Genomic DNA, 26,231 nt, shown 5'->3' with positions numbered 1-26,231 from the left:
GCGCTAAAAACGCTGGATAAATTTTCAGTAGTTTGGTTCGCCGGCTATCATACCTGCCTAATCGATCCTGCGCAGAACGGAGTGCCCGAATGACACCTTTTAGCCTCGTTTATCCCCTGCATGTCCTCGCCGCTCTGGTGTGGGTCGGCGGCATGTTTTTCGCCTGGATGGTCTTGCGCCCTGCGGCTGTGAAGGCTCTGGACGGCCCCGCTCGCCTGACCCTGTGGGCGGAAGTGTTTCAAGGTTTTTTCCGTTGGGTCTGGGTGGCGGTGATCCTGTTGCCGATCAGCGGCGTGGGCATGCTGCATCTGCAGCAGGTCGGGTTTGAAACCGCGCCGAAGTATGTACAGGTGATGATCGGTTTGTACGTGGTGATGACCGCGCTGTTTATCCGCATTCAGGGGTTGATGCTGCCGGAGTTGCGCAAGGCGGTTGAGGCGAAGGATTGGCCGGCGGGTGCGGCGGTGCTGGGGCGGATTCGGCGGGTGGTGGGGCTTAATCTGCTGGTTGGGTTGGTACTGGTGGCGGTGGCTGCGGCTCGGCCGTGATCGTTCCCACGCTCTGCGTGGGAATGCCGTAAGGGACGCTCTGCGTCCAGTGACGCGGAGCGTCACGGCCTGTATTCCCACGCAGAGCGCGGGAACAATCAGCGGGTTGGCCGTTAGAGGCGCTGCACAGTAACCGAACCCGCCGCCCCTGTCGGCCCTGGCTGGCCATCCGCGCCGGCCTTGCCGTTCTTGCCACCATCGGCGCGGTACACCAGGCAGCCCTTGGACTTGCCGCCCTTGCCTGCTTTACCACCGATACCCGCCGGGCCGCCGGCACCGCCAGCCACGTTGACCTTGATCAGCTCGGCAGGAAAATCCCGTGGCACGGCCAGGCGCACCAGCGCACCCGGCGCGCCTGGCTGGCCATCGCTGCCGTCACTGCCATCGGCCCCGTGGCCGGCCGAGCCATAGGTGCAGCCCGGATCTTCACCGTTGCCGCCGTCGAGCCCGACGAAACCCGGCGCTCCGGTGCCGCCACGAGCATCGACGGTCAGTTGCGGCGCGCTCAGGGCCTGAAATTGCAGATTCAGATTGCGCCCGGCGCGGGCAGCTTTTTCATAAGTGCCGGGGGCGCCGCGTGCGGTGATCTGGCTGCCGTCGCTCAATTCAGCGCGCTTGACCTTCAGCTCCAGCGCCTGTTCAGCCGGAACGATGGCAATACGCGCTTCATGGCCAAGGCGCAGTTCATCGATGTTCAATTCGGTCACGTTGGAGGGGATCAGCAAAGTGCCGTAATCGGCAACTTCCAGCTTCTCCAGTTGCAGAGTGCTGGTGGTATTGGGCAAACGCATCAGCGAATTGCTTTGCACGTTGACCACCTGGGCGCAGGCCAGTGGACTGATGAATGCAGCGAGCAGGCAGAGTTTACGCATGGGAAGAAGCCTCCGGAGCGGCCGGGGCCGGGATGGTTTGCTGATGGAAAACGCCGAACAACAGAATGCGCCCACGATCACGCCAAGGATGCGGACGCCCCTTGAGACTGCGATTGCACAGCAGCACTTCGAGTACGTGAATCAGCAACAACAGAGCGCCGGCCAGATTGACCAGCAGATGCAGCGGATGGACGAACGGCACCAGTTGATTGGCCAGCACCACGCAGCAGAACAGCAGGGTCAGCAAACGCCCCAGCCCCCAGAACACCTTCATACGCTCCCCCGTGTTGCGAATTATTCTTTGCACGCACAGTACCGGCTTCTGCGGGGGATAAGCCAGAGGGAAAAATGAAATTTCTACAAACACCGGGTAAAAGGCTGCCGAGCCGATGATTTCGGCCCGGCAGCTCTAGCCTGCGGACTACAGACCTTTCCTAGCGATTGATGTGCAGCTCGACCCGGCGATTTTCCGCGCGGCCTTCATCGCTGGCGTTATCGGCCACCGGTTCACTCTCGCCTCGTCCTTCGCTGGTGAGCTTGTTCGGCGCCAGTCCCTGACTCAGCAGGTACGCGGCGACACTGCTCGCGCGGCGTTCCGACAATGCCTGGTTATAGGCGTCGGAGCCTTTGCTGTCGGTATGTCCGATGACTTTGATGCTCACCACATCGGCATTGCGCAGCTTGTCCATCAAGGTGTCGAGCTGGGCTTTTGCCGCCGGGGTCAGATCGGATTTGTCGAAATCGAATAACACGTTGCCAGCATCGCTCAGAGTGATCACTTCGGTTTGCGGCGCCGGTTCGACCGGTTTTACTGCGACGGGATATTGCGGCCGCGGGCAGCCACGGTGATCGACTTCGGTGTTTTCCGGGGTGTCCGGGCAGCGGTCGCGGCGGTCGAATACGCCGTCGCTGTCTTCGTCGCCATCCTGGGCGTAACAGATCAGGCCACCGGTGACGATGCCCAAGGCCGCGCCACCACCGGCCCAGCCAGCGCTTTCAATGGCGCCAAGACCGCCGCCGACCAGGCCGCCAAGCAGGCTGCAGATCGGCCACGTACGTTGATTGAGGGGGGCGGTGCCATCGCTGTGAGTGGCACAACCGGTGAGCAAGCTGCCAAGCAGCAGCACCGGCAAGACGGACCTTGAGAAAACACGCATTTGTGAACGCTCCTGTGTACCGGCCCATACCGGTTACTCAGGAGTAAAGACCCGCATCCGCGACTGCACAAGCCGCGGATGCGAGAGGGGCTAGCGGACGATTTTGATTTCGGTACGACGGTTCTGCGCGCGACCATCGGCCGACTTGTTGTCAGCGACAGGCTGGCTTTCACCAAGGCCCGACACCGAAACGAAGCTGGCACGCGGTACGCCCTGCTGGATCAGGTATTCCACCACCGAGTGCGCACGCCGATCCGAGAGTTTCTTGTTGTAGGCATCGCTGCCGACACTGTCGGTGTGACCGGTCACGGTCAATTGTGCGGTGGAGGATTCCTGTTTCAGGCGATCGGCGACCTTGTCCAGCACTTGCTTGTCAGGGCCGGTCAGCGTGGCTTTGTCGAACTCGAAGTGCACATCACGAATCACGATGGTTTCTTCCTTGACCACAACCGCTTCTTCGACCACTGGCGCAGGCGTTGGTGGCGGGCAACCGTCAGCGTCGACCTGCACGCCTTTAGGCGTACCCGGGCACTTGTCGCGACTGTCCGGCACGCCATCGCCGTCTTCATCGCCATCACCGTGCACCCAGCAATAAGCCGCTGCCGTACCGCCGACCAGCAGCGCACCATAACCGGCCCACGAAGCGCTTTCCGTCGCGCCGAGACCGGCACCGACCACACCACCGACCGCCGCACAGGTCGGCCAGTCGGTTTTCTGCAAACCTGCACAACCAGTCAACACACTGGTTAGCAGAACCAAGGGTAATGCTGTCCGAACTATGCTCATCTAGTTTTCTCCTGAGGGATCGGCTTAAAACCGATTCAGGGAGTAAAGACCGGAGTTTTAATCTCCGCCAGCAATAGGCCACCGCTGTTTGCGACCGTGTTCACAGGGGTTTGCCACATTCAGCGCAAACCAACGCAACCGGGCGCTTTGCCGCCGCAGTCTGGCAGGCTAGTCTTGGCGGTCTGACTGAGGAGCTTCGATGAACGTCGCCATTTCTTCGCGCACGCCACAACAGGCGCTGGCCGCTTTGCTGGATCGCTACGCCCCGGCCCGTCTGCTGCTGATCGGTGCCAGCGAATTTCCCGCTCTGAGCGCTTTCAAGGACGCGCATCCAGATACCATGGTCGCCCATGCCGCGCCCGGCGCATTGCCCGCCGAACTCGCCGCGCAACGTTTCGATCTGGCGCTGGTGGTCGATTGCCTGGAACATTTGCCCAAGCGCGATGGCCTGAATCTGTTGGGCGGGATCCGCAATCTCAACGCCAGTCGCATCGCGGTGCTGGCCGATCTTGCGGCCAGCGGCTGGCAGGAAACCGATTTCTATTCGCTGGCACTGCAGGCCAGCGAGCGTTTCCAGCGCGACGCGCAGGTGCTGACCCTGTTCACTTACGATCTGCTTGACTACAAACAAGTCCCCGACTGGCTCAACTCACGCTTCTGGGCCAATCCGGAAAACTTCGGGAAATACTGGTGGTAATGCAATGAGTACAGCCATTTGCCCATGCGGCAGCGGCAATCTGCTGGATGCCTGCTGCGGCCCTTATCATGACGGCCACCCGGCACCGTGTGCCGAGGCCTTGATGCGCTCGCGCTACAGCGCTTATGTGCTGGGCTTGGTCGACTATCTGGTGGCGACTACCCTGCCCGCGCAACAAGAGGGTTTGAACCGACAATCGATCAGTGACTGGAGTGCGCAGAGCACGTGGCTCGGCCTTGAGGTTGAAAGCTCGGAAGTGTTCGGCGGCCAGCCGGAGCACGCTTTTGTGACCTTCACCGCGCGCTGGCATGACAGCCAGGGCGAGCACAGCCATCGCGAGCGCTCATCCTTTGTACAAAACGCCGGGCGCTGGTATTTCATCGATCCCACGGTGCAGATGAAGCTGGGGCGCAATGACGGATGCCCTTGCGGCAGCGGGCAAAAGTTCAAGAAGTGCTGTGCGGGTTATTTCGGCGCTTGAGCTGAAGAACAAAAGATCGCAGCCTTCGGCAGCTCCTACACAGGATTTGCGGTCGCTCTGCAGGAGCTGCCGAAGGCTGCGATCTTTTAGCGTCTAGACTGGCAACAAAGGGAGTACAACCATGCTCGGTCGTCGGCGCACATTACATTTCCTGCTGTTGATGCTGATCGTAAACCTCGGCGGCTGTGCCTCGTGGTTCAGCGATGACAGCGTCGAGCCTGCCGTGCATCTGGTGAAAGTCGAGGTGATGCGGGCCAAGCTGCTCGAACAGAAATTCATCCTGCACTTTCGCGTCGACAATCCCAACGACAGCGATCTGACCGTGCGCGGCCTGGAATACCGGATTCACCTGGCCGACATGCTGCTCACCGAGGGCGAGCATGAGCACTGGTTTACCGTGGGGCCCAAGCGCAGCGCTTACTTCAAAGTACCGATCCGCACCAACCTGTGGCCGAAGGTCAAGCATGTGGTGAAACTGCTGAAAAATCCGAATCAGCAGATTCCCTATCGATTGCAGGGCGAAATGGAAACCGGTTTATTCATCGCGCACTACGTGCACCTGGAGCGCAATGGCGTGATAATCCCCGCCGATCTAACTCCGGAGTGACCTCGATGACCCAGCAACCTCATGTCCATGGCCCTGACTGCAACCACGATCATGACCACCATCACGATCACGACCATGGCCATGTCCACGGCCCGAACTGCGGCCACGCCCACCAGGAACCGGTGCGCAACGCCCTGAAAGACGTCGGCCGCAACGACCCTTGCCCCTGCGGCAACGGCAAGAAATTCAAGAAGTGCCACGGCGCTTGATGTCACTGGCGAAGATCTTCTTCGCCTGACACATCGCCTGCTCGCGAAGGCGGCGGCGCCTCCACTACAAAACTTCAGCCCGCCGCCAGAATCTGCGAAGAGCCGACCACCGTCGCATACTCCCCATCAAGATTCCCCAGCGACATCCCGTGCACCTCTTCAGCGGTACGCGGTGTGCCGAAATAATCGGCCTTGTCGAAGGTAAAACACGCATCCTCTGCCACCCATGCGTCGAACCCCAGGTTGCCCGCAGTGCGCGCCGTCGACTCAACAGAGTTATTGGTCGCCACACCAACGATGATCAGTTGCCCGATCCCAGCCTCACGCAACTGCGCCTCAAGCCCACTGACACAAAACGCATCCGGCACCTGTTTCTGCACCAGCCATTCCCCGTCCCGAGGAACAAATCGCTCTTGAAACTCCACCCCGTCCTGCTCCGGCCAGAACACCGAATCTGGTGAGCGCGATAAATGCTGCACGTGGATTACCGGGCGCCCGTGCAGGCGCCACAGCGCCAATAACTCAAGCATTCGCTCTTCGGCCTGAGGATTATTCCGCCGCCCCAGACGCGGATGCAGAATGCCTTTCTGCTGGTCGATGATGATCAGCGCAGCGTTGCTTTGAAGCTCCATAGCGATCTTTCTCCTGACAGGTCTCGGGACTCATTCCGCAGTTCAACATCAGCTCTTTCCCACAAGCAACTGTCACAGCTCTGACCGATCAGCCGACAACTGCACAAATAACCACTCGCCCCGCTTGCGCGGCCCTCGCGCCGTCACTAACGTAGCGGCTTTATTGCGCCCCCAGCCTTATACCCCCGCAGGAGCTTCGCCATGGCCTCGCCAGCCCTTACACATTTTCTTCCCCGGTTCGGCGTTGCCGCAGCAGTGGCCGGTGTCCTCGGCTTGTCCGGTTGCCAGACCTGGAACGCCCAGGACAGCCTGCCGCCGACCTCGGGCGTGCAACCGCTCAAGGGGCTGGCGCAGAACGTGTCGGTGCGGCGCAATGCGATGGGCATGCCGTTGATCGAGAGCAACAGCTTTCATGACGCGCTGTTCAGTTTGGGCTACGTCCACGCCAGCGATCGCATCAACCAGATGGTCATCCTGCGCCTGTTGGCTCAGGGCCGGCTGGCGGAAATGTCCGGCGCGTCGATGCTCGATGCCGACCGCTACATGCGCGCGGTCAATCTGAAGAAGAGCGCCGGCGAGCTGTACAAGGCCTCGTCGCCCCGGCTCAAACGCTTCTTCGAGGTGTACGCACGGGGCGTCAATGCCTACCTGTTCCGCTACGCCGACAAGTTGCCGGGCGACCTCGCCGCCAGCGGATACAAGCCGGAATACTGGAAACCGGAAGATTCGGCGTTGATTTTTGCCCTGCTCAACTTCAGTCAGTCGGCCAACCTGCCGGAGGAAATCCAGTCGCTGGTGCTCGCGCAAACCGTGACCACTGACAAACTCGCCTGGCTGAGCCCATCGGCGCCAGACGAAAATCTGCCCGTGGCTGAGGCCGACAAGCTGCAAGGACTCAAGCTCAACGGACAGATTCCCGGCCTGACAGAGCTGAGCAGCGCCAGCCAGCAACTGTCGGCGCTGAACCTGCTCGGCACGCCGACTGCGAACAACTGGGCGATTGCCCCGCAGCGCAGCCGCAGCGGCAAGAGCCTGCTGGCCAGCGATGCGCACGGGCCACTGGCCGCGCCGTCGCTGTGGAGTTTCGTGCAGATCCGCGCGCCGAAATATCAGGCCGCCGGCGTCACAATTGCCGGTCTGCCGATGGTGCTCGGTGGCTTCAATGGCAAAGTGGCGTGGAGCATGACCAGCGTGCTCGGCGACAATCAGGACCTGTTTCTGGAGAAAATCCGCCGTCAGGGCAGCAGCCTGACCTATGAGGTCAACGGCAAATGGCAGCCGCTGGGCGTGCGCAACGAAACCTACTTCGTCAAAGGCCAGCGGCCAATTCGCGAAGCCGTTTACGAAACCCGCCACGGCGCGCTGCTCAACAGTGCCCAGGCAGCGGCGCAGGGCAGCGGTTTCGGCCTCGCCTTGCAGACGCCAAGCTTCACCGACGACAAAACGCTGGATGCCTTCTTCGATCTGACCCGCGCTCAGAATGTCGAGCGCGCTTCGGACGCCAGCCGCGAAATCCGTGCCATAACCCTGAATCTGGTGTTTGCCGATGCGAGCAATATCGGCTGGCAAGTCACCGGGCGTTTCCCCAACCGTCGCGAAGGTGAAGGCCTGCTGCCCTCGCCGGGTTGGGACAGTCGCTACGACTGGGACGGTTACGCCGACCCGATGCTGCACCCCTACGATCAGGACCCGGCACAGGGCTGGCTCGGCACCGCCAACCAGCGTGTGATCCCCGACGGCTACGGCATGCAGTTGTCGAAATCCTGGGCGGCACCGGAGCGCGGCGAACGCCTGGCGGAAATGGCGGGAGGCGGCAAGCACGACAGCCGCAGCGTGATCGCCATGCAGTACGACCAGACCACCACGTTCGCCGCCAAGCTGAAAAAAGTCTTCGAAGCACCGGGGATGAAGCAACCGCTGAAACAGGCGATCGACGCCCTGCCGGACGCCGAACGCAGCAAGGCTCGCGAAGCCTTCACGCGCTTGATGGCGTTCGACGGCAAGCTCAGCCCGACCTCTGCGGATGCAGCGATTTATGAGTTGTTTCTGCAGGAAAGCATGAAGCAGATTTTCCTCGACGAACTGGGGCCCGAGTCGAGCCCGGCGTGGAAAGCCTTTGTTGCCAGCAGCGATCTGTCGTACGCGGCGCAGGCGGATCATCTGCTGGGTCGTGAGGACAGTCCGTTCTGGGACGATGTCCGTACGCCGCAGAAAGAAGACAAATCCGTGATTCTTGCCCGCAGCCTCGCTGCGGCGATAACTGCCGGCGACAGTCAATTGGGCGGCGATCATCGCGCTTGGCAGTGGGGCAAATTGCACAGCTATGCATGGACAAACAGCAACGGTCAGACTGTGCGCGGACCACTGGCAGCCGGTGGCGATCACACCACGCTGAACAGCTCGGCGTTTGCCTGGGGCCAGGACTTCGTCACCACGCGTGCGCCGTCGATGCGTTTTATCGTCGACTTCGGCCAGAGCGAACCACTGATGGCGCAGAACGGAACGGGTCAGTCGGGCAATCCGCTGAGTCCGAATTACCTGAACGGGATCGATGCCTGGCTCAAGGGTCAGTACATCGGCTTGCCGATGCAGCCGCAGAATTTTGATCGGGTGTATGGCAAGACGCGGTTGACCCTGACTCCTGGAAAATAGAGCGAAGATCAACAGCCCCTCACCCTGGCCCTCTCCCGGAGGGAGAGGGGACTGATTGGGGGATGCTGCAGACTTACGCCGACCTGAACGTGCAGCGCCGAATCCGGAACTGGCTCGGTTCGTGTTTTTCCACATCCGGATTTGCTCGGCTCTTGCCGTGCCGAAGCCATAATCGACTCGGTTTTTCAGGTCGATATCACTCGCTATACACCTCGGTCGGCCCCCTCTCCCTCCGGGAGAGGGCTGGGGTGAGGGTAGCGCTTCAAAGCCGATCGAACTTCCAGCCTCACACCCGCCTCATAGCTAACAAGCCCCCCATTGCGGTCATGACATGGATCTTGTTATCGCCCGACCTGAAGGTCTCTACTGCCCCGCCGGGGATTTCTATATCGATCCGTGGCGGCCGGTCGAGCGTTCGGTGATCACCCATGCTCATGGCGATCACGCGCGCACCGGTAATCAGCATTACCTGTCGAGCAGCGCCAGCGCCGGTATTCTGCGCGCGCGTCTCGGTCAGGATATCCAGTTGCAAACCCTCGACTACGGCCAGCGTCTGACCCATCACGGCGTCACTCTGAGCTTTCACCCGGCCGGGCATGTCCTCGGTTCGGCGCAGGTGCGCCTGGAATACGGCGGCGAAGTCTGGGTTGCGTCAGGCGATTACAAGGTCGAGCCGGATGGCACCTGCACGCCGTTCGAACCGGTACGCTGCCACACTTTCATCACCGAATCGACCTTCGGCCTGCCGATCTATCGCTGGCAGCCGCAAGCTCAGATCTTTGATGAGATCAATCAGTGGTGGGCGGCCAATATCGCCGCCGGCAAGGCCAGCGTGCTGTTCTGCTATTCCTTCGGCAAGGCCCAGCGCATTCTCCACGGCATCGACGAAACCCTCGGGCCGATCCTCAGCCACGGCGCGGTCGAGCCGTTGAACCGCGTCTACCGCGATGCCGGCGTGTACCTGCCGCCGACGATTTACGCGGGCGACGTGAAAAAAAGCGATCCAATCATGCGCCAGGCGCTGGTCATTGCGCCGCCATCGGCGGGCGGCAGTACCTGGATGCGCCGTTTCGGCGATTTCAGCGATGCCTTTGCCAGCGGCTGGATGCGCCTGCGCGGCACCCGGCGGCGGCGCGGCGTCGATCGCGGTTTCGTCCTCTCCGATCACGCCGACTGGCCCGGCCTGCTGTGGGCGATCAACCAGACCGGCGCCGAACGGGTGATGGTCACCCACGGCTCGATCGGCGTGCTCGTGCGCCATTTGCGCGAGCAAGGCCTCGATGCCCAAGGCTTCACAACCGAATACGGCGATGACGAAGAAGACATCGCCGTCGAACCCACCGTTGTCGAGACTTCCCCATGAAAGCCTTCGCCGAGTTATATGCCGAACTCGATGCGACCACGTCGAGCAACGCCAAGCTGGCGGCAATGCAGGCCTACTTCGCGCAGGCCGCGCCGGAAGATGCCGCATGGGCAGTGTATTTCCTCTCCGGGGGTCGGCCGCGACAGCTGGTGCCGGTGCGCATCCTCCGTGAACTCGCGGTGGAAGTTTCGGGGCTGGAGCCGTGGTTGTTCGAAGAAAGTTATCAAGCCGTCGGCGATCTGGCCGAGACCATTTCTCTGGTGCTGCCGGAAAACTCCCACAGCTCCGAGGCCGGTCTCGCTGAATGGATCGAAGACAAGCTGCTGCCATTGCGTGGCGAAACGCCGGAGTTTCTGGCGCGCCAACTGCCGATGTTGTGGGCGCAACTGGATCGGCCAAGCCTGATGCTGTGCATCAAACTGATCACCGGCAGTTTCCGCGTCGGCGTGTCGAAGTTGCTGGTCACCCGCGCCCTCGCCTCAATGGCGGGACTGGACAGCAAACGTGTGGCTCAGCGTCTGGTCGGGTACACCGATCTGTCGAACCGGCCGAGCGCCGCCAGCTATCTGAAACTGATTGCCCCGGAATCCGCCGACGAACATGCCCAGCGCGGCGGCCAGCCCTATCCGTTTTTTCTCGCCCACGCCCTGTCGCAACCGGTCGAGGAATTCGAAGCGCTGCTCGGCCCGGCCACTGACTGGCAGGTGGAATGGAAGTGGGACGGCATTCGCGCGCAAGTGGTCAAGCGTGACGGCAAGCTGTGGGTGTGGTCGCGCGGCGAAGAACTGGTGACCGAGCGCTTCCCTGAATTCGATGTGCTGGTGCACGGCTTGCCCGATGGCACGGTGATCGACGGCGAAATCGTCGTATGGAAGAGCACGCATCCGACTACCGAGGATGCCTTCGATCCGCAATCCGATGAGCCGCCAGCGGTGCAACCGTTCGCCCTGCTGCAACAGCGCATCGGTCGCAAGACGCTGGACAAGAAGATTCTTGAAGAAGTGCCGGTGGTGGTGCTGGCCTACGACCTGCTGGAATGGCAGGGCGAAGACTGGCGCAACCAGCCGCAGGTCAAGCGGCGGGCGCAACTCGAGGAAGTCATCGCGCGCTGCAACAGCCCGGTGCTGCTGCCCTCCCCTGTACTCACCGGCGAAGACTGGCTCGACCTCGGCCGCCAGCGCGAGGCGTCACGCAAACTCGGCGTCGAAGGCATGATGCTCAAGGCGCGGGACTCGTTGTATGGCGTCGGCCGGACCAAGGACATGGGCGTGTGGTGGAAGTGGAAGGTCGATCCTTTCAGCGTCGACGCCGTGCTGATTTACGCTCAGCGCGGACATGGCCGCCGCGCCAGTCTGTACAGCGATTACACCTTCGCCGTGTGGGACGGCCCGCCCGAATCCAGCCAGCGCTCGCTGGTGCCGTTCGCCAAGGCGTATTCGGGGCTGACCGATGAAGAGATGCGCCAGGTCGACAGCATCGTGCGCAAGACCACGGTGGAGAAATTCGGCCCGGTGAGCAGCGTGAAACCAAGTCTGGTATTCGAACTGGGCTTCGAAGGCATCGCCCTGTCGCGCCGCCACAAGAGCGGCATCGCCGTGCGCTTCCCGCGAATGCTGCGCTGGCGCAAGGACAAGACCGTCGAAGAAGCGGACAGCCTGGCTACCCTTCAGGATCTGTTGGCGTAATCCATATCCCAGACAACGCTGGACGCAATGGATCGTTACCCCGCTCTGCGTGGGAATGCAGCCAGGGACGCTCCGCGTCCCATGCAAAGCCGAACGCAGAGCGTCCGATGAGGCATTCCCACGCAGAGCGTGGGAACGATCCGTAGCGCGCGGCCAACCGGGCGCCAAAACAGTGCAGAAATTTTCAGTCAACCTTTCCGCCGCACCAAATACTTTCCTGCCCCTGTGCTACAACCTTTTAAAACGCCTGTTCGGCACTCTGGTTCGGAAATTGCTACTTTCTATAGGTCGTAAGCGTTGCAGTAACAATAATTCTGCGCCACAAGCGCTCATATTGGTTCTTAGGGATTGAATAATGAAAAAAGCATTGCTGACCCTTTCTGCACTGGCGTTGTGCATGGCCGCCGGCTCGGCGCTGGCCAAGGAATACAAAGAGCTGCGCTTTGGCGTTGACCCTTCGTACGCACCGTTCGAGTCGAAAGCGGCCGACGGCAGCCTGGTCGGGTTCGATATCGACCTGGGCAACGCGATCTGCGCCGAACTGAAGGTCAAGTGCAAGTGGGTCGAAAGCGATTTCGACGGCATGATTCCGGGCCTCAAGGCCAACAAGTTCGACGGTGTGATCTCGTCGATGACCGTGACCCCGGCCCGCGAGAAGGTCATCGACTTCTCCAGCGAGCTGTTTTCCGGCCCGACCGCTTACGTATTCAAAAAGGGCTCCGGCATCACCGCCGACGTCGCTTCGCTCAAGGGCAAAACCGTTGGCTATGAGCAAGGCACCATTCAGGAAGCCTACGCCAAAGCCGTGCTGGACAAGGCCGGCGTGAAAACCCAGGCCTATCAGAACCAGGATCAGGTGTATTCCGACCTGACTTCCGGCCGTCTCGATGCTGGTATCCAGGACATGCTGCAAGCCGAACTGGGCTTTCTGAAGTCGCCGAAAGGCGCCGATTACGAAATCAGCCAGCCGGTCGACAGCGAATTGCTGCCCGCCAAAACGGCTGTCGGTATCAAGAAAGGTAACACTGAGCTGAAGGCGCTTTTGGATAAAGGTATCAAAGCGTTACACGACGACGGCAAATACGCCGAGATTCAAAAGAAACACTTTGGCGACCTGAATCTGTACAGCGGCAAATAATGCCCCGGCGCCCATCCTCGATGGGCGCCTTTTCCATCCGCTCAGGTTGCTGATTTATGTTTGAAACCCTCCTGCAAAATCTGGGGCTGGCCTCGTTCAGTCTGCAGGGCTTCGGCCCGTTGCTGCTGCAAGGCACCTGGATGACCATCAAATTATCGGCGATGTCGCTGCTGGTGGCCGTGTTGCTCGGCCTGCTCGGCGCCAGTGCCAAACTGTCGAAAGTCAAACTGGTGCGCCTGCCCGCGCAGCTCTACACCACCCTGATTCGCGGCGTGCCGGACCTGGTGCTGATGCTGTTGATCTTCTACAGCCTGCAAACCTGGTTGACCTCGCTGACCGACTACATGGAATGGGAATACATCGAGATCGACCCGTTCAGCGCCGGCGTGCTGACGCTGGGCTTCATTTATGGCGCGTATTTCACCGAGACCTTCCGGGGCGCGATCCTCGCGGTGCCGCGAGGTCAGGTCGAAGCCGCCACCGCCTATGGCCTCAAACGCGGCCAGCGGTTTCGCTTCGTGGTGTTTCCGCAAATGATGCGCTTCGCCCTGCCCGGCATCGGCAACAACTGGATGGTCATGCTCAAGGCCACCGCGCTGGTGTCGATCATTGGCCTGGCCGATCTGGTCAAGGCCGCCCAGGACGCCGGTAAAAGCACCTATCAACTGTTCTACTTCCTGGTTCTCGCCGCCCTGATCTATCTGCTGATCACCAGTGCTTCGAACTTCATCCTGCGCTGGCTCGAACGCCGTTACGCCGCTGGTGCCCGGGAGGCCGTACGATGATCGAACTCCTGCAGGAATACTGGAAAGCCTTCCTTTATACCGACGGCCAGAACATCACCGGGCTGGCGATGACGATGTGGCTGCTGACCGCCTCGATCGGCATCGGCTTCATCGTCTCGATTCCGCTGTCGATCGCCCGGGTTTCGCCGCACTTCTATATTCGCTGGCCAGTGCAGTTCTACACCTACCTGTTCCGTGGCACGCCGCTGTATATCCAGTTGCTGATCTGCTACACCGGCATCTACAGCCTCGCCGCCGTGCGCGAACAGCCGATCCTCGACAGCTTCTTTCGCGATGCGATGAACTGCACGATCCTCGCTTTCGCTCTCAACACCTGCGCCTACACCACGGAGATTTTTGCCGGGGCGATTCGCAGCATGAACCACGGCGAAGTCGAAGCGGCCAAGGCCTACGGTCTGACCGGCTGGAAGTTGTACGCCTACGTGATCATGCCGTCAGCCCTGCGCCGTTCGTTGCCTTACTACAGCAACGAAGTGATCCTGATGCTGCACTCGACCACGGTGGCGTTCACCGCGACCATTCCGGATATTCTTAAAGTTGCGCGGGACGCCAACTCGGCAACCTTCCTGACGTTTCAGTCGTTTGGCATCGCCGCGCTGATCTACCTGACCATTACCTTTGCGCTGGTCGGCCTGTTCCGCCTCGCCGAACGCCGCTGGCTGGCCTTCCTCGGGCCAACTCACTAGCACCGGGTTCAGAGATAAAGAGAGAAAAATGCGCCACCAGATCCATGACTTGCTGGCCCCGCTGCCGGGGACCGCACGGCAGATTCACAGCTTCCACTTCGGCCCACAGCAGGCCAAGGGCAAGGTTTACATTCAAGCTTCGCTGCACGCCGATGAACTGCCGGGCATGCTGGTCGCCTGGCACCTCAAACAGCGTCTGGCCGAGCTGGAAGCCACTGGCCGCCTGCGTAGCGAAATCGTCCTGGTGCCAGTGGCCAACCCGGTCGGCCTCGAACAAGTGCTGATGGACGTGCCGCTGGGCCGTTACGAGCTGGAGAGCGGGCAGAATTTCAACCGCTGGTTTGTCGACCTCAGCGAAGAAATCGGCAACGCTATCGAAGGCCAACTGAATGACGATGCGCAGCACAACCTCGAACTGATTCGCACCAGCCTGCGCAACGCCCTCGCCCGCCAGACGCCAACCACGCAGCTGCAGTCCCAGCGCCTGACCCTGCAACGCCTGGCCTGCGATGCCGACATGGTGCTGGATTTACACTGCGACTTCGAATCGGTGGTGCACCTGTACACCACGCCCGAGGCATGGCCGCAGGTTGAACCTTTGGCGCGCTACATCGAAGCGCAGGCCAGCCTGCTCGCTACCGATTCCGGCGGCCAGTCGTTCGACGAATGCTTCACCCTGCTCTGGTGGCAATTGCGCGAGCGCTTCGGCGAGCACTTCGAGATTCCCCTGGGCAGTTTCTCGGTGACCGTCGAATTGCGCGGCCAGGGTGACGTCAATCACCCGCTGGCCAGCCGCGACTGTCAGGCATTGATCGATTACCTGATCCAGTTTGACGCCATCGTCGGCGAGACCAAACCGCAACCGCCGCTGCCGTACCCGGCCACGCCGCTGGCCGGTGTCGAACCGGTGACCACGCCCGTCGGCGGCCTGCTGGTGTACTGCGCGACGCCCGGTCAATACCTTGAAGCCGGGCAACAGATCGCCGAAGTCATCGACCCGATCCACGACAAGGTCACCCCCATTCATTGCACCGCCGCCGGCCTGCTGTATGCGCGCTCGCTGCGGCGCATGGCCACTGCCGGCATGGTCATCGCCCACGTCGCGGGCGCCGAAGCCTATCGCAGCGGCTACCTACTTTCGCCTTGAGGATGCTCGTCCATGTACAAACTGACCGTTGAAGGCCTGCACAAAAGCTATGGCGATCATCAGGTGCTCAAAGGCGTTTCGCTCAAGGCCAGAACCGGAGACGTGATCAGCCTGATCGGCGCCAGCGGCTCGGGCAAAAGCACCTTTTTGCGCTGCATCAATTTTCTCGAACAACCGAATGACGGCGCCATGAGCCTCGATGGCCAGGCGATCCGCATGGTCACCGACCGCCACGGCATGCACGTCGCCGACGCCAACGAACTGCAACGCCTGCGCACACGGCTGGCGATGGTGTTCCAGCATTTCAATCTGTGGAGCCACATGACCGTGCTGGAAAACATCACCATGGCCCCGCGCCGGGTGCTGGGTTGCAGCAAGCAGGAGGCCGAGGATCGCGCCCGGCGTTATCTGGACAAGGTCGGCTTGCCGGCGCGGGTGGCCGATCAATATCCGGCGTTTCTCTCCGGCGGCCAGCAACAGCGCGTGGCGATCGCCCGGGCACTGGCGATGGAGCCGGAAGTCATGCTGTTCGACGAACCGACCTCGGCGCTCGATCCGGAACTGGTCGGTGAAGTGTTGAAGGTGATTCAGGGCCTGGCCGAAGAAGGCCGGACGATGATCATGGTGACGCATGAGATGAGTTTTGCGCGCAAGGTGTCGAATCAGGTGCTGTTTCTGCATCAGGGTCTGGTGGAAGAAGAAGGCGCGCCCGAGGAAGTGCTGGGCAATCCCAAGAGTGAACGCCTGAAGCAGTTCCTCAGCGGCAACCTTAAATAACGCCATACACATCTCCCTGTAGGAGCTGCCGAAGGCTGCGATCTTTTGACTCTGCTTCCAAGATCAAAAGATCGCAGCCTCGTTTCACTCGTCAGCTCCTACAAGGGAATCGCGTTGTTTTAAACCTTTGGTCTGTTGCTGTGGTCTCTGAAACAACACCTCCAGAGCGCACGCAGCCGGCATGGCGAAATCCCCCGACTTTGCAAAAACCTGGTTCAGCGCTCGCGCCTGGAAGCCGTTCGCCTTTCAGAAACAGGTGTGGGCGGCGGTGAAAAACGGCGAATCCGGCTTGCTCCACGCCAGCACCGGCGCCGGCAAAACCTATGCGGTGTGGTTTGCCGCGCTCAATCGCTTCGCCCGCTTGCAGCCGCCCGTGGCCACGCCACGCAAACGCAAACCGCCGGCCGAACCGCTGACGGTGCTGTGGATCACGCCGATGCGCGCCCTCGCCGCCGACACTGCCCGCGCGCTGCAAAGCCCGGTGGATGATTTGCAGATTCCGTGGAGCATCGGCCTGCGCACCGGCGACACCAGCAGCAGCGAACGCGCCCGTCAGGGCCGGCGTCTGCCAACCACGCTGATCACCACACCCGAAAGCCTGACCCTGCTGCTCGCCCGCGCGGATGCGCGCACGGCGTTGTCGACCCTGCGCATGATCGTCGTTGATGAATGGCACGAATTGCTCGGCAACAAACGCGGCGTGCAACTGCAACTGGCCCTCGCCCGTCTGCGTCACTGGCAGCCGGAACTGATCGTCTGGGGCGTTTCCGCCACCCTCGGTAATCAATCCCACGCCGAGCAAGTGCTGATCCCACAGGGCGGCGCCGTCAGTGTTCAGGGCAAAAGCGAAAAAACCCTGCAGGTCGACACTTTGCTCCCACCCGCCACCGAGCGTTTTCCGTGGGCCGGGCACATCGGTCTGAAGATGCTCCCGCAAGTGGTGGCCGAACTTGACGCCTGCGCCAGCACCCTGGTATTCACCAATACCCGCGCGCAATCGGAAATCTGGTATCAGGCGCTATTGGAGGCGCGGCCGGACTGGGCCGGATTGATCGCGTTGCACCACAGCTCACTGTCCCGTGAGACCCGCGACTGGGTCGAACAGGCACTGAAAAATGGCCAATTGAAAGCCGTGGTGTGCACCTCGAGCCTGGATCTGGGCGTGGATTTTCTTCCGGTCGAGCGCGTGCTGCAGATCGGCTCGGCAAAGGGCGTCGCGCGTTTGATGCAACGTGCCGGGCGCTCCGGCCACGCGCCGGGGCGCACCTCGCGGGTGACGCTGGTGCCGACCCACAGCCTCGAACTGATCGAAGCGGTCGCCGCCCGCGATGCCGTCGAGCAACGGCGCATCGAGCCGCGGCTGTCACCGCACAAGCCGCTGGATGTACTGGTCCAGCATTTGGTCAGCATGGCCCTTGGCGGTGGCTTTATTCCTGAAGACTTGTACGAAGAAGTCCGCGGCGCCTGGGCTTATCGCGACCTGACAGCGGCGGATTGGACCTGGGCGCTGGCATTCGTACGCCATGGCGGGATGTCTCTTACCGCGTATCCGGATTACCGCCGGGTCGAGCCGGATGAACACGGCGTCTGGCGCGTGCCGGATGCGCGTCTGGCGCGGCGCCATCGCATGAGCATCGGCACCATCGTCAGCGACGCGAGCATCAACCTGAAATTCTGGAGCAAGGGCGGCGGCGGCAAACAGCTGGGCAGCGTCGAGGAAGGCTTTATCGCGCGGTTGAAACCCGGCGATGGTTTCCTCTTCGCCGGCCGCTTGCTGGAGCTGGTGCGGGTAGAAAACATGACCGCCTACGTCAAACGCAGCACCGCGAAAAAAGCCGCCGTGCCACGCTGGAATGGCGGACGCATGCCGTTATCCAACGAACTGGCCGAAGCGGTGGTGGCGCGTTTCAGCGCCGCAGCTCAAGGTCATTTCAACGGCCCGGAGATGCACGCGCTGCGGCCGTTGCTGGAAACGCAGATACGCTGGTCTGGTTTGCCCACCACGGAAAATCTGCTGGCGGAGGTGCTGAAATCCCGCGAAGGCTGGCACCTTTTCCTCTATCCGTTCGCCGGGCGCCAGGTGCATCTGGGACTGGCGAGCTTGCTGGCGTGGCGTGTCAGTCAGCGGCAACCGGTGACCTTCTCGATCGCGGTGAATGACTACGGCCTGGAATTGCTCAGCGCCACGCCGGTGGATTGGGCCACGCATCTGGACGCGCAACTGTTCAATGCCGATGACCTGTTGCTGGACGTGCTGGCCAGTCTCAATGCCGGCGAACTGGCGTTGCGCCGCTTCCGCGAAATCGCACGGATCGCCGGGCTGGTGTTCGCCGGCTATCCGGGCGCACCAAAAAGCACCCGCCAGGTGCAGGCGTCGAGTGGCTTGTTTTTCCAGGTGTTCAAACAATACGACGCCGACAACCTGCTGCTGGCCCAGGCCGGGGAAGAAGTCTTACGTGAAGAACTGGATATTCGTCGTCTGGAACAGACGTTGGAGCGCATCAATCAGATGAAACTGAACGTACATCAGGTTAAACGTCCTACACCGCTGGGCTTTCCGCTGCTGGTGGAGCGGATGCGCGAAAGCATGAGTTCGGAAAAACTGGCTGACAGGATCAGAAGAATGGTCGGTGACCTGGAAAAAACCGCTGATAACGGAAAATCATCGTGAGCGCATACCCGGTGCGCCTGGCGGGCGAAGAATTGTGGTTGCTGCCGGAGAAAGCGCTGTACTGGCCCGCGCAGGAGGCGTTGCTGATCGCCGATGTGCATTTCGGCAAAGCGGCGGCCTATCGCAGCCTCGGCCAGCCAGTGCCGCATGGTACGACCGCGAGCAATATCGCGGTGATCGACGCGCTGCTGGCGCGGCTGCCGTGTCGCCAGTTGATCTTCCTCGGGGATTTTCTGCATGGGCCTGGCTCCCATGTCGCAATCACACTGAATGCGCTGGCAGAATGGCGCGCGCGGCACGCCGACCTGCCGATGACACTGATTCGCGGCAACCACGACAAACGCGCCGGTGACCCACCAGCCTCGCTGAATATTCGCGTAGTGCCAGAGCCGCTGTTACTTGGGCCGTTCGCCCTGCAGCATGAGCCCGATCCGCATCCCGAGCGGCACGTGCTCGCGGGCCACGTGCATCCGGTTTATCGATTGCACGGCAAAGGTCGGCAGAGCCTGCGCCTGGCTTGTTTCAGACTCGGTGAGCGCATCAGCCTGATGCCGGCATTCGGTGCGTTTACCGGCGGCTATCAGGTCGAGCGCGACGACAGTTGCAAAGTCTTCGTGATCGGCGACAACGAAATATGGCCCGTCAGCTAGATCGCAAATCGATCGGACTGACGGGCCATACTCATGACAGTGGATCAGGCGACAGGCGCCGGAGGCGGTTCGTCCGGCAGCGTTGGTTCACCTGGTTCGGTTGGTTGTTCGTTGGGAGTATCGGGATCAGGCTGGCCAGGCACGCCACCGCCCAGGCTCAACGACGGATTCGCCAATAACGACCAGGCCAGGACGCCTATCTGATTGGGCTCAAGCCTTGCCAGTTCAGCGCTGATTCGCGGGTCGATCTTCATAGGGCACTCCTCAGTGAAGGCCCGGATTTGTGTGTAACAAAAACGGGCAGTACACCCCATAGAGTGTCTGCCCGCCAAAGAATTCCCGACATCCGTCGGATGGTCGATCAGGTACGCGGCAAGGTCACGCCACGCTGGCCCTGGTACTTGCCGCCACGATCCTTGTAGGAAACTTCACATTCCTCGTCGGATTCAAGGAAGAGCATCTGCGCCACGCCTTCGTTGGCGTAGATTTTCGCCGGCAGGTTGGTGGTGTTGGAGAATTCCAGCGTCACGTGACCTTCCCACTCAGGTTCGAGTGGGGTGACGTTGACGATGATGCCGCAGCGCGCGTAGGTGCTTTTACCGAGGCAGATGGTCAGCACATTGCGCGGAATACGGAAATACTCGACGGTGCTGGCCAGGGCGAAGGAGTTCGGCGGGATGATGCAGACATCGCTGTGGATGTCGACAAAGCTGCCTGCGTCGAAATTCTTCGGATCGACGATCGCCGAGTTGATGTTGGTGAACACCTTGAAGTGGTTGGTGCAACGTACGTCGTAACCGTAGCTCGACACGCCGTAGGAAATCACCCGGCTGTCGTCGCTGCCGCGCATCTGGCGCTCGACGAACGGTTCGATCATGCCGTGTTCCTGCGCCATGCGGCGAATCCACTTGTCCGATTTGATGCTCATGGCGGGTTTGTCCTGAATAGCGAGGTGGAAAAATTCTGTCCGGCATCTTACCGGGCGCGTCGCCGCGATCAAAGTGCGCAACGCAATTCTCGGCGAACACCCCGTATTTACGCGATGTGGCGACGAACAGTCGCACCGCCGATCCCTAAAACACAGAATCCTTTGCAAGAAACATTGGCACGTTCCGGAAAAAGGGTTAAGGTGGCGTCACTGTGTTGCTTGTGTCACTGAGAATCTCTACACGATATGTTGAATTTCGATCCAACCATCTACAAGAATTTTTCCTGCTCTTTGCACTCAGTCTCGGCCAGGGTTCTTCCTGAGTCGCAGTTATCTTTGTTCAAGGAGTTACACCATGTCTAATCGCCAAACCGGTACCGTTAAGTGGTTCAACGATGAAAAAGGCTTCGGCTTCATCACTCCACAATCCGGTGACGACCTGTTCGTTCACTTCAAAGCTATCCAATCCGACGGCTTCAAAAGCCTGAAAGAAGGCCAACAGGTTTCTTTCATCGCTACCCGCGGTCAGAAAGGCATGCAAGCTGAAGAAGTACAAGTTATCTAACTTGTAGCTTCTTTAGAAAAGAGCCCCGCCCTTAAAAGCGGGGCTTTTTTGTGGGCGCTTGTTTTTGAGCGTAAAAAAGATCGTCCGAACGCGGCCCGAGCCTTCAGCAACTCCTACGGGATGTACATCAATCCTCTGTAGGAGCTGCCGAAGGCTCGGGCCGCGTTCGGACGATCTTTTGCTTTAAGCTTTTACCAGGCCACGCCAAACCCTGCGGTATAACGGGTCTTGTTCAAGTCGGCATCGTTGGTGCCGCTGATGATGTCGCGCTCGGCCTTGAGGTTGAGCGAGGCCCACTCGGTGACCTTGTAGCGCAGGCCCAGCTCGGCATCCAGTGCGTAATCGGCAACGCCCGACAGCGGCTTGCCGACTTCGCCATTGGTGAAGAACTCGACCTTCTTGCCGATCAGGTAGCGGTTGTAGTCCCACTTCATCGCGACGGAATAGAAGTTGTCCTTGCTGCCATCGCGATATTCGTAATCGGTACGGTTGAGCAACGAACCCAGCGAGAACGCACCCAGTTCATCGTCCCAGAACTGGTAACCCGGACCGGTACCGACCACACGCTGACGCGCCAGCTCTTCGATGTGATCACGCTTGTAGTTGATGCGCCCTTGCCAGAACCACTGATCGGTGAGGAAGCGGTCGAGGGAGTATTCGGCGCGCCAGTTGTTGGTGGTGGTTTCCGCATCCTGCACTTCGCGGTTGTACTCGCCCTCGGCGATATGCCGCCAGCGACCATGGCGAGCGGAAGTCTTGAAGCCAACATCGTAGTCGTCGGTGTCCTTTTCGGCGCGCTGATAGTCCAGTGCCAGGTCGACGTTGCCCTTCCATACCAGGTCGGTGACGATCGGCTTGGGCTTGAGTATCTGCTGAATGCTCGCCAGCTCGACCGTCTTGGGCGCCTCGCCATTGGCCAGGGTGACTTTGCCGTCGTCGGCCGCAGTGAGCGATTTCGACACTTCGCCGGCATAGGCGTCCTGCTTCACCAGCAAGTGCTGATCGCTGTCGAGGGTCTTGACCTCTTTCCAGTCAATTGCCACCGCACCGGCGTATTTGGTCTGGATCAACAGCTTGCCGCCGTCGAAGACCGTGATAGTGCCACTCAGCTTGTCGCCGTTTTTCAACCAGACGGTGTCGGCAAGCAGGGGCGTGGACGTGCTGAAAACAGCAAGGCACAACAAGGTTCTGGGGAACATAAGCAGACCGGGGGCTCAGAGTTGGCGAAAAGGGTCGGCATTATCCGTAGGATTTTGCCCATGACAAGGACTGACCGGACTATTTCAATTGAGTTCATTTCTCAACTGCGCCCCGAGCGATTACGCTTGTCGCCATCGTCACGCCAATGCTCAGGAGCCGCTTACGTGAAAGACCCGCTCGACAGCGTCGAAAACGATGCGCAAATCCGACGCACGGCGCTCTACTCGACACTCGCGCAAGTGCCCGAAGGCAAAGTCGTCAGTTATGGACAACTGGCCGAACTGGCCGGACTGGGCCGCGCCGCGCGCTGGGTCGGGCGCACCCTGAGCCAGTTGCCCGGCGACACCAGGCTGCCCTGGCACCGCGTGCTCGGCGCCGGCGGACGCATCAGCCTGCCGGTCGGCAGCCCTTCCGGTGACGAACAACGCGCGCGATTGCGCATGGAAGGCATCACCGTCCAGAACAATCGTGTGGATATTCGGCGCCATGGCTGGCGTCCGGTAGAGCACAGCGGTTAGAGTGCGCGCTTTGTTTTCGCAATTTTGAGGCAGACTTCAGCCCATGCCCCGTAAAACCTGGCGCGCCGCGCTCGCCGCCTATGCCAGTCCTTCGACGCTCGTGCTGTTGTTGCTCGGTTTTGCCGCCGGCCTGCCGTACATGCTGGTGTTCTCGACGCTCTCCGTGTGGCTGCGTGAAGCGGGCGTAGCCCGTGAAACCATCGGCTATGCCAGCCTGATCGGCCTGGCGTATGCGTTCAAATGGGTCTGGTCACCGCTGCTCGACCAATGGCGCCTGCCATTGCTGGGCAAACTCGGCCGTCGCCGTTCCTGGCTGGTGCTGTCCCAGGCACTGGTGATTCTCGGCCTGATCGGGATGGGTTTCTGTGATCCGCAGAAGCATCTGTCCTGGCTGATCGCGATTGCCGTCGTCGTCGCTTTTGCCTCAGCCACGCAAGACATCGCGGTCGACGCCTATCGTCTGGAAATCGCCGATGACAGCCGCCAGGCCGCCCTTGCCGCCAGTTACATGTCCGGTTACCGCGTCGCCGCCCTGCTCGCCACCGCCGGTGCGCTGTTCTTCGCCGAAGGTTTTGGCTCGACCGGTTTCAACTATAAGCACGCGGCGTGGACCGGCACCTATGTGCTGTTCGGCGCATTGATGGTGCCCGCGCTGCTGACCACGCTGTTCATGCGTGAGCCGCCGGTGCCGCTGCGCACGCAGTTGCAGGCCGGGCGCTACACGTTCATGCATCAACTGATGTCGGTGTTCGTGCTGATCGTTTTGCTGGTTTCCGTACCGGCGATGTTCACCCAGCTGTACAACACTGATTTCGCTGGCGTGCTGTTCGGCGACATGAGCCCGCTCGACCTGCTGCTCGAAGACCGCGCGTTCCTTCGCGCCATTCTCTATACGCTGCTGACGGGAATGTGTCTGTCGGCCATGGGCCGGCGTGGATTGGCGCCGGTGCTGACGCCGGTCAATGACTTCATTCTGCGTTACCGCTGGCAGGCGCTGTTGCTGCTGGGCCTGATCGCCACCTATCGCATGTCCGACACGGTGATGGGCGTGATGGCCAACGTGTTCTACATCGACCAGGGCTTCACCAAGGATCAGATCGCTAGCGTCAGCAAGATCTTCGGCCTGATCATGACCCTCGTCGGCGCCGGCATGGGCGGCCTGTTGATCGTGCGCTTCGGTATTCTGCCGATCCTGTTTATCGGCGGCGTGGCTTCGGCGGCGACCAACCTGCTGTTCGTGATGCTCGCGGACATGGGCCCGAACCTGCAAATGCTGGTGGTGACCATTTCCCTCGACAACTTCAGCTCGGGCCTGGCGACCTCGGCGTTCGTCGCTTATCTGTCGAGCCTGACCAACCTGAAGTTCTCCGCCACACAATATGCTTTGCTCAGCTCGATCATGCTGCTGCTGCCGCGCTTGATGGGTGGTTATTCCGGCGTGCTGGTCGAGAAGTTCGGCTATCACAGCTTCTTCCTCATTACTGCGCTGCTCGGCGTGCCGACGCTGGTGCTGATTGCGCTGCACTGGTTTCAGGAGCGCCGCCGCGAAGGCCCGACACCTACGCCTGAGCCTGCACCGACGCCCGTCACCGAAGAATCGTAGGACGCTTCGCGAGTGGCGGGAGGAATCCCGCCGCTGGACCTCTGCGCCGGCCACACTTCTGTACGTCAGCAAAACTCGCCGGTACACTGCTCCGTCATTTCCAGTCATAGCAACCGACAACGGCCAACCATGCGCACCAGTCAATTTTTGCTCGCCACACAAAAAGAAACGCCTTCCGACGCGGTCGTGATCAGCCACCAGCTGATGCTGCGCGCCGGCATGATCCGCAAGCTTGCCTCGGGCCTGTACACCTGGCTGCCGATGGGCCTGCGAGTCATGCGCAAGGTCGAAGCCATCGTTCGCGAAGAGATGAACGCTGCCGGTTCTCTGGAAGTGTTGATGCCGAGCACCCAACCGGCCGAGCTGTGGCAGGAGTCGGGGCGCTGGGAAGAATACGGCCCTGAGTTGCTGCGCATCAAAGACCGCCACGGTCGTGATTTCTGCGCGGGCCCGACCCACGAAGAAGTGATCACCGATCTGATGCGCAACGAGTTGAGCAGCTACAAGCAGCTGCCAATCAACCTGTACCAGATCCAGACCAAATTCCGTGACGAAATCCGCCCACGCTTCGGTTTGATGCGCGGCCGCGAATTCATCATGAAGGACGCCTACTCGTTCCACGCCGATCAGGCGTCGCTGCAGATCACTTACGACCGCATGCACGAGGCGTACTGCAACGTGTTCACCCGCCTGGGTCTGAAATTCCGTCCGGTTGAAGCCGACAACGGTTCGATCGGTGGTGCCGGCTCCCACGAATTCCACGTACTGGCCGAGTCCGGCGAAGACGATATCGTTTTCAGCAACGGTTCCGACTACGCGGCGAACATCGAAAAAGCCGAAGCGGTGCCACGTGAAACCTCGCGCCCTGCGCCAACCGAAGAGCTGCGCCTGGTCGACACACCGGACACCAAAACCATCGCGGCGCTGGTGGAAAAATTCAATCTGCCGATTGAAAAGACCATCAAGACCCTGATCGTCCACGCCGAAGAAGAAGGCAAGCTGATCGCGCTGGTGATCCGTGGCGACCACGAACTGAACGAAATCAAGGCTGCCAACCAGCCAGGCGTTGCAAGCCCGCTGGTCATGGCCTCCGATGCCGAACTGCGCGACGCGATCGGCGCCGGCGCCGGTTCGCTCGGCCCGCTGAACCTGCCGCTGCCGATCATCATCGATCGCTCGGTCGCGATGATGAGCGACTTTGGCATCGGCGCGAACATCGATGACAAGCACTACTTCGGCGTGAACTGGGAGCGTGATCTGCCGGTTCCGACCGTTGCCGACCTGCGCAATGTCGTCGCTGGCGATCCAAGCCCGGACGGCAAAGGCACGCTGGAAATCAAACGCGGCATCGAAGTCGGGCACATCTTCCAGCTGGGCAACAAGTACAGCAAGGCGATGAAGTGCGAAGTGCTGGGCGAGAACGGCAAGCCGGTGACCCTGGAAATGGGCTGCTACGGCATTGGCGTTTCCCGCGTAGTGGCTGCTGCGATCGAGCAGAACAACGACGCCAACGGCATTATCTGGAGCGATACGCTGGCGCCATTCCAGATCGCTCTGGTACCGCTGCGCTATGAAACCGAGCAGGTGCGCGAAGCCACCGACAAGCTGTATGCCGAACTGACGGCGGCCGGTTTCGAAGTGCTGCTGGACGATCGCGACAAGAAAACCAGCCCGGGCATCAAGTTCGCGGACATGGAGCTGATCGGCATTCCACACCGGATCGTGGTCAGCGACCGCAGCCTCGCCGAAGGCAACCTGGAATACAAGAGTCGCACCGAAGGCGAGGCGCAAGCGCTGCCGGTGGCCGATGTTGTGTCCTTCCTTCAGGCCCGTATCCGCCGCTGAAACCAGAT

The 26,231-nt window shown here is 60.8% G+C and carries 27 protein-coding genes; 19 read left to right on the top strand and 8 right to left on the bottom strand.

The window, feature by feature from the left end:
* Window positions 1–89 precede the first annotated feature (89 nt).
* On the top strand, window positions 90–548 hold the full coding sequence (locus J2Y90_RS11965) for a CopD family protein (protein WP_253499802.1): 459 nt from the start codon (window positions 90–92) through the stop codon (window positions 546–548).
* Between the two features lie 113 nt (window positions 549–661).
* Here J2Y90_RS11965 and J2Y90_RS11960 read toward each other — a convergent pair whose 3' ends face one another.
* The 4 genes from J2Y90_RS11960 to J2Y90_RS11945 all read right to left on the bottom strand — a co-directional run bounded on the left by J2Y90_RS11960 (window position 662) and on the right by J2Y90_RS11945 (window position 3,363).
* Window positions 662–1,420 carry a collagen-like triple helix repeat-containing protein gene (locus J2Y90_RS11960; protein ID WP_253499799.1) on the bottom strand — a complete coding sequence of 253 codons (759 nt, stop codon included), beginning with the start codon at window positions 1,418–1,420 and terminating at the stop codon, window positions 662–664.
* Complete coding sequence (locus J2Y90_RS11955) at window positions 1,413–1,694, bottom strand: DUF1145 domain-containing protein (protein ID WP_253499797.1); 282 nt, start codon at window positions 1,692–1,694, stop codon at window positions 1,413–1,415. Before J2Y90_RS11955 ends, J2Y90_RS11960 begins: the two co-directional genes overlap by 8 nt.
* Window positions 1,695–1,854: 160 nt before the next feature.
* Window positions 1,855–2,577 (bottom strand): OmpA family protein, encoded by a 723-nt coding sequence (locus tag J2Y90_RS11950; protein ID WP_042608224.1) that lies wholly within the window; start codon window positions 2,575–2,577, stop codon window positions 1,855–1,857.
* A 90-nt stretch (window positions 2,578–2,667) separates the two neighbouring features.
* Complete coding sequence (locus J2Y90_RS11945; RefSeq protein WP_024011908.1) at window positions 2,668–3,363, bottom strand: OmpA family protein; 696 nt, start codon at window positions 3,361–3,363, stop codon at window positions 2,668–2,670.
* 199 nt (window positions 3,364–3,562) lie between these two features.
* On the opposite strand from J2Y90_RS11945, the gene J2Y90_RS11940 reads away from it, so the two are divergent.
* From J2Y90_RS11940 to J2Y90_RS11925, 4 genes are all read left to right on the top strand, one after another.
* Window positions 3,563–4,060 (top strand): DUF6231 family protein, encoded by a 498-nt coding sequence (locus J2Y90_RS11940; RefSeq protein WP_253499795.1) that lies wholly within the window; start codon window positions 3,563–3,565, stop codon window positions 4,058–4,060.
* A 4-nt stretch (window positions 4,061–4,064) separates the two neighbouring features.
* Window positions 4,065–4,541 (top strand): YchJ family protein, encoded by a 477-nt coding sequence (locus tag J2Y90_RS11935; RefSeq protein ID WP_253499790.1) that lies wholly within the window; start codon window positions 4,065–4,067, stop codon window positions 4,539–4,541.
* A 121-nt stretch (window positions 4,542–4,662) separates the two neighbouring features.
* Entirely contained in the window at window positions 4,663–5,148 is a 486-nt protein-coding gene (locus tag J2Y90_RS11930; protein ID WP_253499787.1) for an LEA type 2 family protein, read from the top strand.
* A 5-nt stretch (window positions 5,149–5,153) separates the two neighbouring features.
* Entirely contained in the window at window positions 5,154–5,357 is a 204-nt protein-coding gene (locus tag J2Y90_RS11925; protein WP_003198420.1) for an SEC-C metal-binding domain-containing protein, read from the top strand.
* A 74-nt stretch (window positions 5,358–5,431) separates the two neighbouring features.
* On the opposite strand, the gene J2Y90_RS11920 is transcribed toward J2Y90_RS11925, so the two are convergent.
* Complete coding sequence (locus J2Y90_RS11920) at window positions 5,432–5,989, bottom strand: cysteine hydrolase family protein (RefSeq protein ID WP_253499784.1); 558 nt, start codon at window positions 5,987–5,989, stop codon at window positions 5,432–5,434.
* A gap of 201 nt (window positions 5,990–6,190) precedes the next feature.
* On the opposite strand from J2Y90_RS11920, the gene J2Y90_RS11915 reads away from it, so the two are divergent.
* The 10 genes from J2Y90_RS11915 to pdeM all read left to right on the top strand — a co-directional run bounded on the left by J2Y90_RS11915 (window position 6,191) and on the right by pdeM (window position 19,564).
* Window positions 6,191–8,641: a penicillin acylase family protein gene (locus J2Y90_RS11915; protein WP_253499781.1), complete on the top strand. Its 2,451-nt coding sequence runs from the start codon at window positions 6,191–6,193 to the stop codon at window positions 8,639–8,641.
* A gap of 331 nt (window positions 8,642–8,972) precedes the next feature.
* Window positions 8,973–10,004, top strand: a complete 1,032-nt coding sequence (locus tag J2Y90_RS11910) for a ligase-associated DNA damage response exonuclease (RefSeq protein WP_253499778.1) — start codon at window positions 8,973–8,975, stop codon at window positions 10,002–10,004.
* A complete protein-coding gene (locus tag J2Y90_RS11905; protein ID WP_253499775.1) occupies window positions 10,001–11,689 on the top strand; it encodes an ATP-dependent DNA ligase in 1,689 nt (562 codons plus the stop codon). Before J2Y90_RS11910 ends, J2Y90_RS11905 begins: the two co-directional genes overlap by 4 nt.
* A gap of 355 nt (window positions 11,690–12,044) precedes the next feature.
* Entirely contained in the window at window positions 12,045–12,827 is a 783-nt protein-coding gene (locus tag J2Y90_RS11900; RefSeq protein ID WP_042608231.1) for a transporter substrate-binding domain-containing protein, read from the top strand.
* Between the two features lie 56 nt (window positions 12,828–12,883).
* Window positions 12,884–13,612 carry an ABC transporter permease gene (locus J2Y90_RS11895; protein ID WP_016771383.1) on the top strand — a complete coding sequence of 243 codons (729 nt, stop codon included), beginning with the start codon at window positions 12,884–12,886 and terminating at the stop codon, window positions 13,610–13,612.
* Window positions 13,609–14,319, top strand: coding sequence for an ABC transporter permease (locus tag J2Y90_RS11890; RefSeq protein WP_042608233.1), 711 nt, complete (start codon window positions 13,609–13,611; stop codon window positions 14,317–14,319). The genes J2Y90_RS11895 and J2Y90_RS11890 overlap by 4 nt, the downstream gene beginning before the upstream one ends.
* A gap of 28 nt (window positions 14,320–14,347) precedes the next feature.
* Window positions 14,348–15,466 carry a succinylglutamate desuccinylase/aspartoacylase family protein gene (locus J2Y90_RS11885; protein ID WP_253499772.1) on the top strand — a complete coding sequence of 373 codons (1,119 nt, stop codon included), beginning with the start codon at window positions 14,348–14,350 and terminating at the stop codon, window positions 15,464–15,466.
* A 12-nt stretch (window positions 15,467–15,478) separates the two neighbouring features.
* Window positions 15,479–16,243, top strand: coding sequence for an ABC transporter ATP-binding protein (locus J2Y90_RS11880; protein ID WP_042608235.1), 765 nt, complete (start codon window positions 15,479–15,481; stop codon window positions 16,241–16,243).
* A 181-nt stretch (window positions 16,244–16,424) separates the two neighbouring features.
* Entirely contained in the window at window positions 16,425–18,914 is a 2,490-nt protein-coding gene (locus J2Y90_RS11875; RefSeq protein ID WP_253499769.1) for a ligase-associated DNA damage response DEXH box helicase, read from the top strand.
* On the top strand, window positions 18,908–19,564 hold the full coding sequence (pdeM, locus tag J2Y90_RS11870) for a ligase-associated DNA damage response endonuclease PdeM (protein ID WP_253505138.1): 657 nt from the start codon (window positions 18,908–18,910) through the stop codon (window positions 19,562–19,564). Before J2Y90_RS11875 ends, pdeM begins: the two co-directional genes overlap by 7 nt.
* A 44-nt stretch (window positions 19,565–19,608) precedes the next feature.
* Here pdeM and J2Y90_RS11865 read toward each other — a convergent pair whose 3' ends face one another.
* Both J2Y90_RS11865 and dcd read right to left on the bottom strand, forming a co-directional pair.
* The gene (locus tag J2Y90_RS11865; RefSeq protein WP_253499766.1) at window positions 19,609–19,818 is read right to left on the bottom strand and encodes a hypothetical protein; all 210 of its coding nucleotides are present in this window, start codon (window positions 19,816–19,818) and stop codon (window positions 19,609–19,611) included.
* Window positions 19,819–19,925: 107 nt separating this feature from the next.
* Window positions 19,926–20,492: a dCTP deaminase gene (dcd, locus tag J2Y90_RS11860; RefSeq protein WP_007940589.1), complete on the bottom strand. Its 567-nt coding sequence runs from the start codon at window positions 20,490–20,492 to the stop codon at window positions 19,926–19,928.
* A 355-nt stretch (window positions 20,493–20,847) separates the two neighbouring features.
* Between dcd and J2Y90_RS11855 the strand changes: the two genes are divergently transcribed.
* Window positions 20,848–21,057 carry a cold-shock protein gene (locus tag J2Y90_RS11855; protein WP_002554837.1) on the top strand — a complete coding sequence of 70 codons (210 nt, stop codon included), beginning with the start codon at window positions 20,848–20,850 and terminating at the stop codon, window positions 21,055–21,057.
* A gap of 191 nt (window positions 21,058–21,248) precedes the next feature.
* Here the strand turns inward: J2Y90_RS11855 and J2Y90_RS11850 are convergent, their stop codons facing one another.
* Window positions 21,249–22,256, bottom strand: coding sequence for a DUF481 domain-containing protein (locus tag J2Y90_RS11850; protein WP_042608238.1), 1,008 nt, complete (start codon window positions 22,254–22,256; stop codon window positions 21,249–21,251).
* A 165-nt stretch (window positions 22,257–22,421) separates the two neighbouring features.
* On the opposite strand from J2Y90_RS11850, the gene J2Y90_RS11845 reads away from it, so the two are divergent.
* The 3 genes from J2Y90_RS11845 to J2Y90_RS11835 all read left to right on the top strand — a co-directional run bounded on the left by J2Y90_RS11845 (window position 22,422) and on the right by J2Y90_RS11835 (window position 26,223).
* The gene (locus J2Y90_RS11845) at window positions 22,422–22,775 is read left to right on the top strand and encodes an MGMT family protein (protein WP_071174585.1); all 354 of its coding nucleotides are present in this window, start codon (window positions 22,422–22,424) and stop codon (window positions 22,773–22,775) included.
* A 43-nt stretch (window positions 22,776–22,818) separates the two neighbouring features.
* Window positions 22,819–24,378: an AmpG family muropeptide MFS transporter gene (locus tag J2Y90_RS11840; protein ID WP_253499763.1), complete on the top strand. Its 1,560-nt coding sequence runs from the start codon at window positions 22,819–22,821 to the stop codon at window positions 24,376–24,378.
* Between the two features lie 129 nt (window positions 24,379–24,507).
* Entirely contained in the window at window positions 24,508–26,223 is a 1,716-nt protein-coding gene (locus J2Y90_RS11835) for a proline--tRNA ligase (RefSeq protein WP_253499760.1), read from the top strand.
* Window positions 26,224–26,231: the final 8 nt, after the last annotated feature.

It is taken from the genome of Pseudomonas koreensis, assembly GCF_024169245.1.
GTDB lineage: Bacteria > Pseudomonadota > Gammaproteobacteria > Pseudomonadales > Pseudomonadaceae > Aquipseudomonas > Aquipseudomonas koreensis_F.
The sequence above is the reverse complement of the archived record's forward strand: the minus strand, read 5'-3'. Positions and strand labels throughout refer to the sequence as shown.